We start from the raw sequence: 15,616 nt of genomic DNA, 5'->3' as shown, positions 1-15,616 counted from the left end.
AAAAATGAAAGATGATGGTCACATGGAAAAAAAGTGATATTTACAATAATGAAGGAACTCTCTATTGTTCTACCTGATAGCGCTTAACTACCCCAGCTCAGCAACTATAAACTGTCCAGTTAACAATAGCCCGTTGTCGATAAAGCTTGATGCTTTCTTTCCAGCATGACCCTGCGACAGATACATGATTAGTACAACTGAATTATGAATGAAGACTTCAGAAATATTTTGGAAGACCTGAGGATACCAGGTATTGCCCATCCTGATGAACAAAAAAAAGCAGAGTGGGAATTGGTACTTATTGCCATGGGGATTGACCATGCCTGGGGAGAAGATGGTGAACTGCTGGTGCCCAAGTCTCAGGCGGTTAAAGCCATAGATGAAATCAGGCTTTATGAAGAAGAAGAGAAACAGTTTCCTAAAACCAAGGCACTGCCGGTATTGCAACAGCAAAATGTTTATGCAAATCTGTTTGTTTTGTCGCTGCTTCTTTTATTCTTTACCATTGTTTATGAAGGTCTTGGTGGCCCTGAGTGGTCAACATTACCCTGGCTGGAACAGGGCCGTGTGGATGCGGCCAGAATTATGGATGGAGAAATATGGAGGACTGTTACAGCTTTGACCCTGCACAGTGATCCTGCTCATGTACTTGGAAACGTGATAATTGGAGCTCCTTTTATTCTTACTGTCTGCACCAATCTTGGAATGGGTCTGGGGTGGCTGGCCATTATTCTGGCTGGAGCTCTGGGCAATTATGTAAATGCCTGGGTTATGGCTCCTACTCATTTAAGTATTGGTTTTTCCACTTCAGTTTTTGCCGCAGTGGGAATCATGGCCATCACCGCTATCAAGCATTCGAGGCTGTCTGTGACCAATGCCTTTGTTTTGGGATTGGCATTGCTGGCCTTGCTTGGAGTGGGTGGAGAAAACACTGACCTTGGAGCACACTTATTTGGATTGCTTGCGGGTTTTTTAATTGGCTGGCTGGCTATGGTTATGCGCGATACTGTGGAAAATGTAAGCAAGGTGGACTTTCTTTTCGGGATGACTGCTATATTGCTCGTTGTGGAAAGCTGGCTCATCGCTCTTTTTGGAGAAGGGTTACTGGATGTTTTTCTGGTATCATTCTGATATGGTATTGATTTATCGCTGGCTTCGCTGCAATCCAGCTGAAACTTTTTCAGGCAGAAGGGTGAAGGCTGAAGGCTGAAGGGTGAAGGGTGAAGGCTGAAGGCTGAAGGCTGAAGGGTGAAGGCAGACAAGTGACGGCAGAAGGCTTAAGTTATTGGACCTTAGTGGTCTTTTTAGTTTCAAACAACTTTCTTGTTTTTTGATATCCCGGAAAAATTATTCTGTGCAGAAAATCCTTCGAATTTTCTTCGGGGGGGCAGGCTTGCAAAGGTAAATCACCAACTGATAACAACTATTTTTGCAGACTTTCAGCGCAAGTTGCTGAAGTTGCAGTCATAAATGATATAAGGCGTACAATTGGATTCACTGAGTTCCTCATATAGAAGCATCTGGAGGCTGGCATGGCCCCAGGTGATTATGATGCTTTTTCATTTCCTCATTGGTTTTGTGGATGTCTGGGTTGCAGGAAGGCTGGGCAGAGATGTTCAGGCCTGCATGGGAATCATTACCCAGGCTCTGTTCTTTTTTCTTGTTGTGGCCATTGCTCTTGCCAACGGTAGTGTGGCTGCCATCAGTCAGGCATACGGTGCAGGCCTGGTGCGCAGAGTGCAGCGATATATCGGTCTGGGGCTTGAGATAGGTGTAATTCTCGGGCTGATTTTTTTGATTCTGGGAATGCTTTTCCGGGACGCATTTCTGGATCTCTTGCACATCCCTGAGGATATAACACATATTGCAGCTTACTTGCTCAAAGTATACCTGTATGTCCTTCCTGGATATTATCTGCTCATTGTTTCCAATGCCTTTTTCAGGGCCCAGAAAAAAGTCATGATCCCCTTGTATGCCATGATGATTGTGACTGTAGTCAATACTTTCGGTGACTTTGCCTTTGGACTTGGCTGGTGGGGTTTTCCTCAGTTTGGCTATAAAGGTCTGGCCTGGAGTACCTTTGCCTCAATAATTTGTGGCATGCTTTTTTGCCTTATTGTGCTTTACAGGCAGGGTTTCCTTAAAATTAAAAGCTTTGCTCCATGGCGCTGGATCAGGAAGGCTTTTCCATATCTTTTCAAGGTGGCCTGGCCTGCGGGACTTATGCAGATAGTCTGGCATTCAGCCTATATGGTATTATACGCCATTACCGCAGCCCTGCCTGTAGGCAGCGTGATTGCGCTTGCTGGAATGAGCGCGGGAATCAGGGTGGAATCGCTTCTGTTTTTGCCCGGCTTTGCGTTTAACTTTACTGCTTCCATTCTGGTAGGCAATTATCTTGGACAGGGAGATGTCCAGGGTGCTAAACGCATGGGTTATCTGGTCATGCTTTTTGGTCTGGGACTTGTGAGTACGTTTACTCTTATATTGTGGCTTTTTATAGAGCCCATATCCCACTTCATCGCACCTGACCCAGAGGTCAGCGTTGAAGCGATCAATTATCTGAAATTTAATATGGCCGCCATGCCCTTCCTGCTTATATCCATGATTCTCGGAGGGGCGCTTACAGGGGCGGGGGCTACTTTTTATCAAATGATTGTTATGGGCAGCTCTGCCTGGCTGATTAGAATTCCTCTTGCTTATTACTTAGGTCATATATATATGCAGGAAGCTACAGGTATATGGCTGGCCATGCTGATTTCTATGGTGATACAGTCCGTGCTTATGCTTTATTTTTATCAGTTCAAAGACTGGACAAAATTTGCGCAAAGAAGAGGTCGCAGAATTCAGCAACCCAACAACACAATAAACAAACTAAAGGCTGGAAAGTGAACTGACAAGTAACTACAATCGTATATGTAATAAATTCAAAGCATTATGGCTTTACCATACAGATTGTTTCGGTCGCTTAGGCTCCCTCGTGGGTGACAGGTTTTGAGCAACTACATCCCTGACAGCTCAGGTGTCATTGCGAGCGAGTCTTTTTACCTCGTTGAATACACGCAGTGTAGGCGCAGCCATTCAACTGGGGCGTGCGCGGCAATCCTTGTTGCGAGCGAAGCGAAGCAATCTCGTGCTAAGGCTATTACCTCTTTTTTTGTGGCTTAAGCCACATTCCAAAGAAGCGGCTGGAGCCGCAAGAACTAAACGTTCCCAGGCTGGAGCCTGGGAACGAGGGGTTTAAGTTACTCACAGGTTCGGTCCGGGGCCGCCTGGTTGAGGAGCTAACAAGTAACTTATCCCTTCAATCATGTAGAAAAAAACAAGAAAATATTTGTCACTGACAAGGTCAATAATGTCCAGTAACCTGAATCTTCAGCCTTCAGCCTTCAGCCTTCAGCCTTCAGCCTTAAGTCTGAAGTCTGAATATTGCTGCTAACCTCCAACTTATCAATACCTGCTTAAGTTGGGTTGCGGGAAAAACCGCTTTTTAAAAGAGGGTATACCATATTATTTAAGCTATTTGCGGCATTTATAATTATTCCAATTTTAGAAATTTATGTGCTTATTAAGATCGGAACTTATATCGGTCCCCTATGGACCATAATTCTGGTTATTGGCACAGCTTTCCTTGGGGCTTTTCTTGCTAAGATGCAGGGGGCTCAGACCATGATGAGGATGAGAGCAAATATTCAGCAGGGGATTCCACCTGCTAATGATATTATTGACGCATTTCTTATTTTTGCCGCTGGTCTGGTTTTTCTGACTCCTGGTTTTCTGACTGACATCCTGGGAGTTCTTGTTTTAGTGCCTGCAACAAGGCAGCCTATCAAGTTTTGGCTCCTGAAAAAGATTGATCTGTGGATGCGTCAGGGCAATGTCCATGTTCACAGGCTCTGATTGATCTTGTTTACCAGAACTCCACCGATAAAGAGTTGAAAAATATGGTAAAACATCAGGGGCAGTAAAATAATTCCCAGACCTGGCTGAGAAGCAAAGATCAGGCTGGCCATGGGAGCTCCGGCAGCCAGAGTTTTTTGAGGGGCGCAGAACAGAGCAGCCATTGCATCCTCATGGTTGAATTTTAAAACCTTTATTCCTCTATACACAAGAAACTTTATGGAGATAAAGAAAAATAGTCCGCCAAAGGCGGCTGTCAGGGCTACGCCTGCGCCGTGGCTGCCCCATATATTGTTTTGCCAGGAATTGCAGAATGCAGCGTAAACAATATAGATAATTATTATGCTGCTCAGCATTGAAAAAAGTTTTTTCCGCTGGTCTGCCCACGCGCTGACAAAGGGTCTGACTATTTGGCCAACCAGCAGGGGAGCAAGCAGCATCATTGAAATATCCAGAAAAAGCCTGCTTAATGGCAGTGCCGTACCCCCTGTCTGCATCCATATACTTAACAGAAATGGAGTAATGAAAATGCCTGCCAGGTTTGCCAGGGTGGAATTAAAAACAGCTCCAGCAACGTTGCCCCTGGTCATGGCTGTATATGCGACAGAAGTGGCAATGGTGGTGGGTAAGGCTGCCAGAAAGAAAAAACCGATAGCAAGTTCAGGCATTAATATGCCTGACAGGGGAATAATGAAAATAAGGCATAAAGCAGGTATGACAGCAAAAATAAACGCCTGGGTGTATAGATGGAGTTTCCATTGCAGCATTCCCTTTTTCATGACTTGAAGAGAGAGTGTTAGGCCTTGAAAGAAAAAAATCAAAACCACGCCCATTTTTGTAGTTATTTCACTGCGCAGCAAGCCACCTGAAGCCCCGATTCCCGGAGTCAGCCAGGCAGCAAAGGCTGCAATAAGCAGCCCCAGAAGAAACCAGTTTTGAAGCATCCATTTTTTCATTATGCAAAATCCTTAACCATTTTAGTACGATAACTAAGTACGAAAATTTAAACCATTAAACTATTGGTGGCAAGTAATTTTAATCCACGGAGTACAGAATATGGGTTACCAAAATACCAGACAATGCATTAAAGACTTGGAGGCACGGGGCGATCTTGTCAGGATCAGCAAAGAAGTTGATCCATATATTGAAATTGGCGCTATACAGCGTCGGGTTTATCAGCATCAGGGCCCGGCACTCTTATTTACCGATGTCAAGGGTACGTCTTTCCCCATGCTGGCCAACATGTTTGGAACCATGGAAAGAGCCAGGTTTATATTTCGCGATACCCTGAAAACCATGGATAATCTTTTCAAGCTCAAAATCGACCCTATGCTTTTCATAAAAGCTCCCTGGAAGTATTTTGATGTACTTCCCATGTTAGCCAGGGTGTTGCCCGCCATGGTCCGAAAGGGACCTGTAATTCAGAGACAGACTGCCATTTCCAAACTTCCCGGACTGGTATCATGGCCTAAGGACGGAGGCGCCTATGTAACTCTACCTCAAGTCTACACTGAAAACCCGGACAGGCCTGGTCTGATGGCTTCTAATATCGGCATGTACAGGGTGCAGCTGACTGGCAACGATTTTGAAATGAATAAAGAAGTCGGACTGCATTATCAAATTCACAGAGGGATCGGGCATCATCATCAGCTGGCTCTTAAAATGGGAAAGCCTTTGAAAGTAAATGTTTTTATCGGCGGTTCTCCGGCCATGACATTGTCTGCGGTAATGCCTTTGCCGGAAAATGTGCCTGAAATAATTTTTGCTGGAGCACTGGGCGGGCATCGGATGAAAATGGTCAGAGCAGCTAATGGTCTGCCTGTACCTGCAGAGGCTGACTTCTGCATTTCGGGTTATATACTGCCGGGTGGTGAGAAACTTGAAGGACCCTTTGGGGATCATCTTGGCTATTACAGTTTGAAGCATGAATTTCCAGTCATGATGGTTGAGCAGGTGCATCATCGTCCCGATGCGGTCTGGCCTTTTACCACAGTGGGCAGACCTCCCCAGGAGGATACTGTTTTCGGCACTTTGATCCATGAATTGACACATCAGCTTATTCCAACTGTATTCAGCGGTGTCCACGAAGTGCATGCTGTAGATGCAGCCGGAGTACATCCTTTGCTTCTCGCAGTGGGTCGGGAGAGCTATGTTCCTTACGCCCGAGAGAGGCAGCCTCAGGAGCTTTTGACCTGTGCTATGAATCTATTGGGTCAGAGTCAGACCTCTTTATCAAAGTATCTGTTTATCGCTGCTCTGGAAGACGATGCAGGGCTTTCAGCCAAGAATATTCCATGTTTTTTCAATCATATGCTCAAGAGGCTGGATTTTTCAAGGGATATGCACTTTATTACCAGAACTACCATGGATACTCTTGATTACTCCGGAATCAGCCTTAACCAGGGATCCAAGCTTGTCATGGCTGCTGCCGGTAATATCAAAAGAAATCTAAGCAGTCGTTTACCTAAAAACATGAGTCTTCCTGAAGGATTTGGAAAAATAAGATTTATGGCTCCAGGTATACTGTTGATTGAAGGTCCGGTGAGCACTCAAAAACGAGATACCCAAGATCCTGTATTGAGACAACTTGCAGAACAACTTTATCATACCCCGGGTATAGATGGTTTTCCGCTAGTGACTGTTGTAGATGATGCTGACTTTGCTGCTTCTTTATGGAATAATTTTTTGTGGGTAGTTTTTACCAGATCAGATCCTGCAACAGATATTTATGGTATAGGAGAATTTGTTCATTGCAAGCATTTTGGGGCTACCATGGGAATAGTTATTGATGGCAGACTTAAGCCTTACCATCCTCCAGTACTGGAAGATGACCCTGATGTGGAGAAGAGAGTGGACAGTCTCGGAGCCAAGGGGCAACCCCTTTATGGTATTATCTGATATGCCTGTCCCCTGCTTCTAAGTAACTAAAACCAAATTATCAACAAAATCAGACGTTTATAGTTTTCACAATTTTAAGATTTTTACATATGATTGATTCTCAATTACCAGAAAAGTTCCGTCAAAGATGAGAGCTTTGCGCCTGGCACAGGGACTGTCCCTCGCTGTGTAAATTTTTTCATTTAAGCAAATTTTTTCCAGGAACCAATGCAGTATCAATCTTTTTTATAGTACCTCGCGGGGACTGTCCCAATTTTCAGAAAAGTGACAGACTCGTAAAGTTACTCACACGTTCGGTCCTGGTCCGCCCAGGTGAGGAGCTTACAAGTAACTGGAATCATATCTGCAATAAATTCAGGTCATTATGGTTTTACCATACAGATTGCTTCGGTCGTTTAGGCTCCCTCGTGGGTGACAGGTTTTGACCAACTACATCCCTGACAGCTCAGGTGTCATTGCGAGCGAGTCTTCGAGCGCGGCAATCTCTAACGTGCTAAGGCTGTTTTTTTCAGCTACTCGCAGGTTTGGTCCCGGGCCGCCCGGGGGAGGAGCTTACTATAAAATGGGTTAAACTATAACATTTTTGGCTGGAGCCTGGGAACAAGAAAAAATTTGGATTCCGGCTTTCGTCGGAATGACGACAAAGAGTAATAGTTTGCTTTAACCGTCACCCCGGACTTGATCCGGGGGCCAGTTTATTTGAAGTTACAAGAAAGAACAAAGAGATAAACCATGCAGGACATAAAAAGAATCCCTTACGGGAAAGGAGATTTCGAGGCGGTCAATGCCCAGAATGATTACTATGTGGATAAGACGGTGTTTATTCCCATTGTCGAGAAAAGCCCTCATATTTTTCTGATCCGCCCGCGGCGATTCGGCAAAACCCTTTTTTTGTCCATGCTCCATTCCTACTATGACATTGCCAAGGATGATCGTTTCGAGGAATTCTTTCGTGACACATGGATCCTGAACAATCCCACTCCGGAACGGGGAAAGTATATGGTCCTGGATTTTAACTTTTCCGCCGTTATCAAGGATAAGGATAAAGTTCAGGAGGATTTCAACAATTATTGCACCATAAAGCTGAACACATTTGTTTCAAAGTATGCAAAATATCTTCCTGACACTCTGATCAAAAAAATGGATATTGAGAGGACGGCACATGAGAAGTTGCATGTCCTGATGTCGGAGCTGGCTGAAAGCGATCTCAAGATCTACCTGCTGATCGATGAATATGACAACTTCACGAATACGCTCCTGGCGGAATACGGTCCGCTTGAGTACCGGAAGATTGTCAGAGAGGCAGGATATTTCAAGCAATTCTTCACCAACTTGAAAGCCATGGCTTCGGGTAGTGGAGCCGGACTGGCCAGGATGTTCATCACCGGTGTTTCCCCGGTGACCATGGATGATGTGACCAGCGGGTTCAATGTGGGCAACAACGTGTCCATGGATGAGGAATTCCATGAAGCTCTGGGGTTTACGGACAAAGATGTGCGAGAGATCATGGAGTATTACAGTTCTCGGGGCTTGTTTCATTTGGATGAGCAGGAAGCGTTGCAGGTGATGCAAAAATGGTACGGCGGCTACCGCTTTTCCAAAAGAGCCTCGAACAAAGTCTTCAATACGGACGCAATTCTCTATTTCATGGGGAAATCCATGAACAAGAATCATGTCCCCGATTACCTGATCGACGACAACCTCCGGATGGATTATGGTAAGCTGAGGCATTTGATCGTTTTGGACCAGGATCTGAACGGTAATTTCAGCCGATTGAAGGAGATCATCGAAAATGGAAGTATCGTCTCCGACATCACCAAAAGCTTTCCATATGAAAAACTGGCCGATTCGAGCAATTTTATTTCCCTGCTCTATTTTTTCGGGCTGCTGACCTTCAAGGGCGAGTACCAGGAGGGAGACCCTGTTCTGACTATCCCCAACGAGGCGATCCGGACCATGATGTACGAATACATCCGGGAGTCTTACGAGGATGTGGATGTTTTTGCTGTGGACATGTATCATCTTCGGGACAAGTTCCGCAAACTTGCCTACAGGGGCGAGTTCAAGCCGGTGTTCGAATTTTTGGCCTCGGAGATCAATCGGCAGACCCGGGTGCGGGATTACATCCAGGGAGAAAAGGTTATTCAGGCTTTTTTCCTGGCCTATCTTGGAATCTGCGATTTTTACATTTCTCTTTCTGAAGAGGAACTGAACAAAGGCTATGCGGATATCGTCCTCAAGCCGTTTTGCATCAAGTACCGGGACATCGGCTATGCCTATCTGCTTGAGTTCAAATACATTCCCCGAACCGACGATAAAAGAAAGCTCGAGAAACGATTGCAGGAAAAAATTTCCATGAGCCGCAAACAGCTTGCACGCTACGCTGATAACGAGCATCTGCACAAGATGCTGTCCCTCGCCCCTTATGGGCAGGTGCGTCTTAAAAAGGCCATTATTGTGTTTCACGGCTGGGAGTTGGTGTATATGGAAGAGGTGATGGGAGATGGAGAGAGAGGTTTGAAGTGTGCAGCAGGGTAATGATATGAAGGATCAAGGTTACACAACATGCATAGCCAAAAGGAGCAGCACCTGGCAGCACATTGTTAAGATCTGCCTGAACGGAACTTTGATGATGGACTTGCAGCGGAGGCAATCATGAAGAAGCGCGTACTTTATGCCGAGGCCAGTTACGAGGCCATGGTGGAAGAAAAAGGTTATTTTGTTGACAAGACGGAATACATTGCAAAATTGGAACAAGTTAATAACCCGGTTTTTCTCCGGCCGCGACGTTTTGGCAAGTCCCTGCTCTGCACCATGCTGGAATGTTACTACGACATTCGCCGCAAACACCGGTTTGAGGAACTCTTCGGCCACACCTGGATCGGGCGTAATCCTACGGATTTGCATAATTCGTGCTTCGTGCTGCACCTGGATTTTTCCACAATCGAACCAAGAGGTGGAATTGAAGCCATCGCTAAGGATTTTGATCAGGTTTGCAACCTTAAGCTCGAGCTCCTGGTTAACACCTCTCGTCAATGGTTTGAGCAGTCTGTAATTATCGATCATGAGCAGTCAGCTACATCTAACCTCCGACGTGTTCTCAATGCAGTGCAGGGAAGAAATCTTCCTCCTCTATTTGTGATCATCGACGAGTACGACAACTTCGCCAATCAGCTCATTGTCCGGCACAAGGACCGCCTGTTCCAGGAACTGATGGACGACGAGGGCTTTTTGAAGACCTTTTTCAAGACCCTCAAGGAGGGCCGCAAAAGCCGGACCATCCAGAACGTATTCATCACAGGGGTGCTGCCCATCACCATTGACGAGCTTGCCTCGGGTTATAATGTGGCCACGTTCATCACCCTTGATCCTACCTACGAGAACATGCTGGGCTTCACCCAGGGCGAGGTGAACAGGCTTCTGGACGAGGTGTACCAGGATTACGGGATGGATCCGGTCACGCGCGGGGAAACCGACGCCCTGATCAAGAACCAGTATAACGGTTACCACTTCATCCGCACGGACGGCGAACCAGTGTACAACTCCACCATTCTCATCTACTTTCTGGATTATTTTACCCGGCACAGAATATCCGGAATATCTCACGGACATGAACCTGAAGACGGACCTGGAGTGGGTGCGGCGGATCACTGGTTCCAATCCGGGGCTGACCAAGGGGTTCGTGGATCAATTGATGCTGCATAACACCATAGACTACGACAGAAATTTCCTGACCGCCAAATTCAACATGTCCCAGTTTTTCGAGAAAAGCTTTTTCCCCGTCTCGTTCTACTACCTGGGCATGCTCACCAAACAGGATGCCTTTCTTCTCAGGCTGCCTAACCTGAATATGCGCAAAATATTTACGGAATACTTCAACGAGCTGCACAGCATCGATGTTTCCACCGGATATAGCCAGGCCATGCGTCGCTTCACCCAGGATCTGGACCTTGAAGCCCTGTTCGGGGCCTATTGGGAGCGCTACGTCGCACAGCTCCCGGAAGTCATTTTCCAGCAGGTCAACGAAAACTTTTACCGCACCACCTTTTTTGAGCTGTGCAGCCGCCACCTTTCCCCGTGGTTTGCCTGGAACGTGGAGCGCTCGTATCCCAAAGGGCGAACAGATCTTGAATTTGTTGGCAAATACAACGAATGTTTTGCAGGCATCCGCATGGTCATCGAGTTCAAGTACTACTCCAACGCGGAGTTCAGGAAGTTCAAGACAACCATTGAAGAGTTTACCCTGCAGCCTGAAGACACTGAGCAAGTAGCTGGCTATGTGGAAGGCCTGCGTCAGGAATATCCGAAGGCCAAAATTTCTCAGTATGTGATTTACTGTATGGGCAATCAGGACTGGCGGGTGTTTAAGCTCAACAGTATGATTCGTTGAACACTTAGTTACAGCGTTATTCGTATCTGTTTAGCGCTTTGGATGTGGCATGGCTTCCTGCCCGGAGGCATACAGCCCGGAGGGGGACTGGCTTTTCCGGGACCACTTATCCCAAAGAATGAGTTTTGAACACAAATTGATGCTCAAGTGGGTCCCGGAGTGCCTGTCCCCTGCTTTCCTTAAAAGATCCTCACCTGGGCGGACCAGGACCGAACCTGCGAGTAACTTTAAGAGTCTGTCACTTTTCTGGAAATTGGGACAGTCCCCGCGAGGTACTATAAATAAGAAGGATACTGCATTGGTTCCTGGAAGAAATTTGCTTTAATGGTAAAATTTACACAGCGAGGGACAGTCCCCCTCCGGGCTGTAAGCCTCCGGGCAGGAAGCTGTGCCAGGCGTAAAGTTCTCATCTTTGACGGAACTTTTCTGGCAAATGTGCATCAATCATGAGCAAAAACCGTATAAATGTGAAAAATGTAAACATCTGATTTTATTGGCAAAACGATTGTAGTTACTTGTAAGCGCTAAACAGATACCGTTATTCAAACGGCAAAATTCCGGATAAACGTTCTGTGGCATGAAAACCAAAAGGAGACAGAACTTGAAAACATACCTTAAAGAAAAAATCGGCAATCCGGACCTTTTCACGGGCCGGAAAAAGGAACTGGACTGGTTTCTGAAATGGATCAACGGCATCAAAAAAGGAATCTCCAAAAGTACTGCTATTGTGTCCCGCCGAAAAACCGGCAAGACGGCTTTCCTGCAACGCCTCTACAACCTTACTTACGAGAAGAACGACGGGGTGATTCCGTTTTATTACGAGCTTGGCGAGGGCAGCAAATGGGCGGTGGATTTCTGTTGGGACTTTTATGTGCAATTTCTCTATCAGTATATTGCATTCAAGACACGCAAACCCGAATACATCCTCTTGACCGCGGCAAGAAGATCGGATTTTTCCAAGGCATTGGAAATTGTCCAGATGGAAGGTCTGGATTATCTGGCAGAGTCGATTCACGGTGTCGAGGCCGTATTGCGAAGCCGCCATGTGGATCATCTCTGGGATATCGTACGAGAAGCTCCAGTGAATATCGCCGACCGCCAAAACGAATGCATTGTGCAGATCATCGATGAATTTCAGTTTCTGAACAGTGAGATCTATTGGGACGAAGGCAAAACCAGTCGGGCTAGCGATTTTGCCGCCGGCTACATGCGCACGGCTGAATACCGAAACGCTCCGTTGATTGTTTCCGGAAGCTGGGTTGGGTGGTTGCGCCACGATCTGATGATGATGCTGCCCGGGCGGTTCATCGAATATGGCTACGACAACATGCCCATGGATGAAACCATCGAGATGGTCTTCAAGTATGCGCAGATGTATGAGATGCCCGTCACCGAACAAACCTCCATGATGATCGCGGAACTCAGCGAGGGCAACCCCTTTTACGTCAGCGCCTTGTTCACCACCACCTGTCCGGAACCGGATCTGGCTACCCCGGACGGCCTGCTTGCGGTCATGGAATATGAAACCCGGCACAAGAAGGGCAATATCCGCAACACCTGGATGGAATACGTGCATTCGGTGTTTTCCCGGGTGAACGAACAGAACGCCAAAAAGATCGTCCTGTATCTGTGCAAAAATCGGGAGCGTCAGGTGACCCGGAAAGAGCTTTTGGAAAAGCTGGATTTAAGCATGACGGATTACGAGCTGGAAAAAAAGCTCCACGCTCTGGTTAAAGGCGACATCATTGAGGAAGGAGCCAGCAATTTCGAGTATCAGGGGGTGGAAGACAACATTTTCGACAAGGTCTTTCGGAGTGTTTATCAAAAAGAAATCGAAGCCTTTGACGAAAAGGACATTCGCAACGAATACAAAGCACTCTTGGACGAATATCAACGCAAATACCACCAGCTGCTCGGCCGTTTGAACCGTATGAAGGGCGCGTATGCCGAGTTCCTGATCATCAACCGGCTCCGTTTTCATGCCTTCCGGGACAACGAGACGTTCAATGCCATGACCGCAAACCTGCCGGAAGATTTTCGCTTCGTTGATTACGAAAGCGTCTGGACCTACCGGTCGTCGCCCATTGAAAAACCGGACCTGCTCATTGATGTTTTCGCAAGGGCCGGGGCAGGGGAGTATGCCATCATCGGGGAGGTGAAATACCGGGACACCAAGAAATTTTCTAAGGCCGAAGCTGAGGGATTTCTTAAAAAAATAGAATTGCTGAAAGAACTGGAACCCGTGCCCAAATCCGTGTACATCGTGTTCTCCCTGACCGGATTCACGGCTGAGGCGCTGGATTTTCTAAAGGCGCATGATATGGCCTGGACATCCGATGAGCGATGGTTGGGGGATGGGTGAGGTTAGGGGCTTACTCCTGAAACCCTGTCATAAAATTCGTTTTATTGCAATCATCACTTCTTCTGTCTGGATATTCTCCATGCACTTGACCCCGCATTTAATTTTTGATCTGCCATGCAGGGAACAAGGCCTGCATGGCAGTTTTTTTTCCAGCACAACATCATCTGGTCCACAGGGATAAAAACCCCATTCCCTGCTTGTGGGTCCGAACAGGGCGATTACTGGCGTGCCTGTTGACGAACCAATATGCATGGGGCCGGAATCAGCTGTTACAAGGGCTGAACATTTTTTTATTATGGAGGCAGCCTGCCTTATATCTGTTTTGTTGGTCAGATCTCTCATATCTCCTGGATATAATGGATTCAGGCTCCGGCCTATTATGATCCATGGAATTTTCGCCTGGTCCAGACTGGATGTAAGAGTCTTCCAGTTTTGCCTGGGCCAGGTTTTTGTCTCGTGAGTTGCATAGGGATGGATGGCAATAACACCCTCAGTGCCGGAAACGTTTTTCAGGGTTTGTTCTGCCTGAAGCAGTTCTGTATTTGAAAGATATATTCTGGGAGTTGTTTCAGAAGGGTCAGGTGGAAAACTCTCAAGTGCTGTGGCATAGCGCTGAGGTATATTGTTTTGAAGCAGTTTTTTTCCGGCTATTTTTATGCCTGTTAAGGCAAAAAGTCTGCGATAAAATGAAAGTTTTGCATATGTATGAGTTTGTTGAGGCCAGATATGTTTTAAAAGCATGGTCCTTAAATTGCCATGCAGATCAATGATTTCCATTGATTGATATTTTTTTTTCAGAATATGACATAAATCCCACCACTGCATCAGACTTAAATCATTCTGTTGGACTGGAATCACCCTCTCAACAGCTGGATGACCTCTAAAAAGATCAGCAAAACCAGCTCTGGTCAGCATGATAAAACGGTATCGTCTAATTTTGTGCCAGTAGGCCATTACACCAGTAGTCAGAAGAACATCTCCAAGTGAACTGAGACGTACAGTCAAGTAAGTTTTAGACACCAAGTATTTCCTTTATTTTTGCAAAAACTGTTTCCGGCAGAATTTTTTTCATGCACTCATGATGTTTCTGTGGGCAGGATTTATGTCCATGCAGTCCACAGGGCCTGCATGGCAGTGGGTATTCAAGTATATGACATTGGGGGCCCCTGGGAAAGAACCCAAGGTCTTTTGTTGTTGGTCCGAAAATGGCCACTACAGGGACATTTTGAGGCCAGGCCAGGTGCATGGGACCGGAGTCGTTTGTCAGATAACAGTCTAAAAGTCCTATGCGGGCTGCAAGCTGTGCAAGGCTTAACTGTCCGGCGAGATTAATAATTTTATCAGGTTTGTCAGTCTTGCTGATTATGTTTTGGACGAGTGTACTTTCACCTGGACCTGCAAACATAACAATTTGAGTATCAGGCAGTTTCATGGCCAAATTTATGGACTGAGCAAAATATTCCAGGGGCCACATTTTGGTGGGCCATGTGGACCCTGGGTGAATGCCTATTGCTTTGCCGGAGATATTTTCTTTTCGCCATTCCAGGGCCAGCTTGATATCATTTTCTGATAAAGTGATTTGGGGCCAGTGTTCTTTTGCGTTTATGTTTAGAGGTTTTACAAGACGCAAAAGACGCTCAATTTCTTCCAAGTCATGAAAACGCCGATCAATTGTTTTGTGATAGATTAAGTTGTTGAAGAAAGGCTGACTGTATCCAATGCTTAAGCCTGGTCTGGAAAAAAAACAGACGCAGGCGCTTCTGAAGCTGGTATGCGGAGAAATCCACAGGTCCAGTCCGATTTTCCTGATTTTATTGGACACGTTTATAATGCCTGAAAAACCCTTGTCCTGTCCATGCTTATCAAACTCATGAACAATGAGGCTTGCCTGATTTTCAAACAGGGTTTTTAAGCCTTTTCTTACAAAGAAATGAATTTCTGAACCTGGGTAGCTGGATTTAAGGGTCTGCAGCAAAGGCAGGGTCAGGATCGTGTCTCCAAGAAACGCGGTCTGCCAGACCCCTATACGTTTATAGGTCATGTGGCTGATCCTGGGGTTGACAGCT

Annotated in this window: 11 protein-coding genes; 8 read left to right on the top strand and 3 right to left on the bottom strand. The window is 46.2% G+C overall.

Translation table 11 applies throughout. The features are described 5' to 3' along the window. Positions 1–204: 204 nt before the first annotated feature. The 3 genes from LZ23_RS12465 (at position 205) to LZ23_RS12455 (ending at position 3,900) form a co-directional block, all read left to right on the top strand. On the top strand, positions 205–1,131 hold the full coding sequence (locus LZ23_RS12465) for a rhomboid family intramembrane serine protease (protein WP_052507352.1): 927 nt from the start codon (positions 205–207) through the stop codon (positions 1,129–1,131). A 357-nt stretch (positions 1,132–1,488) separates the two neighbouring features. Next, a complete protein-coding gene (locus LZ23_RS12460) occupies positions 1,489–2,892 on the top strand; it encodes an MATE family efflux transporter (protein WP_045214670.1) in 1,404 nt (467 codons plus the stop codon). 579 nt (positions 2,893–3,471) lie between these two features. Continuing rightward, positions 3,472–3,900: an FxsA family protein gene (locus LZ23_RS12455; RefSeq protein ID WP_269745184.1), complete on the top strand. Its 429-nt coding sequence runs from the start codon at positions 3,472–3,474 to the stop codon at positions 3,898–3,900. Here LZ23_RS12455 and LZ23_RS12450 read toward each other — a convergent pair. Then, the gene (locus LZ23_RS12450; protein WP_045214668.1) at positions 3,888–4,856 is read right to left on the bottom strand and encodes a bile acid:sodium symporter family protein; all 969 of its coding nucleotides are present in this window, start codon (positions 4,854–4,856) and stop codon (positions 3,888–3,890) included. The genes LZ23_RS12455 and LZ23_RS12450 overlap by 13 nt on opposite strands. Before the next feature lie 100 nt (positions 4,857–4,956). Here LZ23_RS12450 and LZ23_RS12445 point away from each other — a divergent pair, with 100 nt between their 5' ends. From LZ23_RS12445 to LZ23_RS12420, 5 genes are all read left to right on the top strand, one after another. After that, complete coding sequence (locus tag LZ23_RS12445; RefSeq protein WP_045214667.1) at positions 4,957–6,798, top strand: UbiD family decarboxylase; 1,842 nt, start codon at positions 4,957–4,959, stop codon at positions 6,796–6,798. Positions 6,799–7,530: 732 nt separating this feature from the next. Further along, the gene (locus LZ23_RS12440; RefSeq protein ID WP_045214665.1) at positions 7,531–9,336 is read left to right on the top strand and encodes an AAA family ATPase; all 1,806 of its coding nucleotides are present in this window, start codon (positions 7,531–7,533) and stop codon (positions 9,334–9,336) included. Positions 9,337–9,453: 117 nt separating this feature from the next. Beyond that, positions 9,454–10,503: an AAA family ATPase gene (locus tag LZ23_RS24710; protein ID WP_045214664.1), complete on the top strand. Its 1,050-nt coding sequence runs from the start codon at positions 9,454–9,456 to the stop codon at positions 10,501–10,503. Continuing rightward, positions 10,493–11,188, top strand: a complete 696-nt coding sequence (locus LZ23_RS24705) for a PD-(D/E)XK nuclease domain-containing protein (protein ID WP_045214662.1) — start codon at positions 10,493–10,495, stop codon at positions 11,186–11,188. The genes LZ23_RS24710 and LZ23_RS24705 overlap by 11 nt, the downstream gene beginning before the upstream one ends. A gap of 601 nt (positions 11,189–11,789) precedes the next feature. Further along, complete coding sequence (locus tag LZ23_RS12420) at positions 11,790–13,550, top strand: ATP-binding protein (RefSeq protein WP_045214659.1); 1,761 nt, start codon at positions 11,790–11,792, stop codon at positions 13,548–13,550. Positions 13,551–13,577: 27 nt separating this feature from the next. On the opposite strand, the gene LZ23_RS12415 is transcribed toward LZ23_RS12420, so the two are convergent. Together LZ23_RS12415 and LZ23_RS12410 are read right to left on the bottom strand one after the other, a co-directional pair. Continuing rightward, complete coding sequence (locus tag LZ23_RS12415) at positions 13,578–14,570, bottom strand: glycosyltransferase family 9 protein (protein ID WP_052507351.1); 993 nt, start codon at positions 14,568–14,570, stop codon at positions 13,578–13,580. Continuing rightward, entirely contained in the window at positions 14,563–15,591 is a 1,029-nt protein-coding gene (locus tag LZ23_RS12410) for a glycosyltransferase family 9 protein (protein WP_045214655.1), read from the bottom strand. The genes LZ23_RS12415 and LZ23_RS12410 overlap by 8 nt, the downstream gene beginning before the upstream one ends. Between the last annotated feature and the right edge of the window lie 25 nt (positions 15,592–15,616).

The sequence above is a fragment of the Desulfonatronovibrio magnus genome, from assembly GCF_000934755.1.
Classification (GTDB): Bacteria; Desulfobacterota; Desulfovibrionia; order Desulfovibrionales; family Desulfonatronovibrionaceae; genus Desulfonatronovibrio; species Desulfonatronovibrio magnus.
The sequence above is the reverse complement of the archived record's forward strand: the minus strand, read 5'-3'. Positions and strand labels throughout refer to the sequence as shown.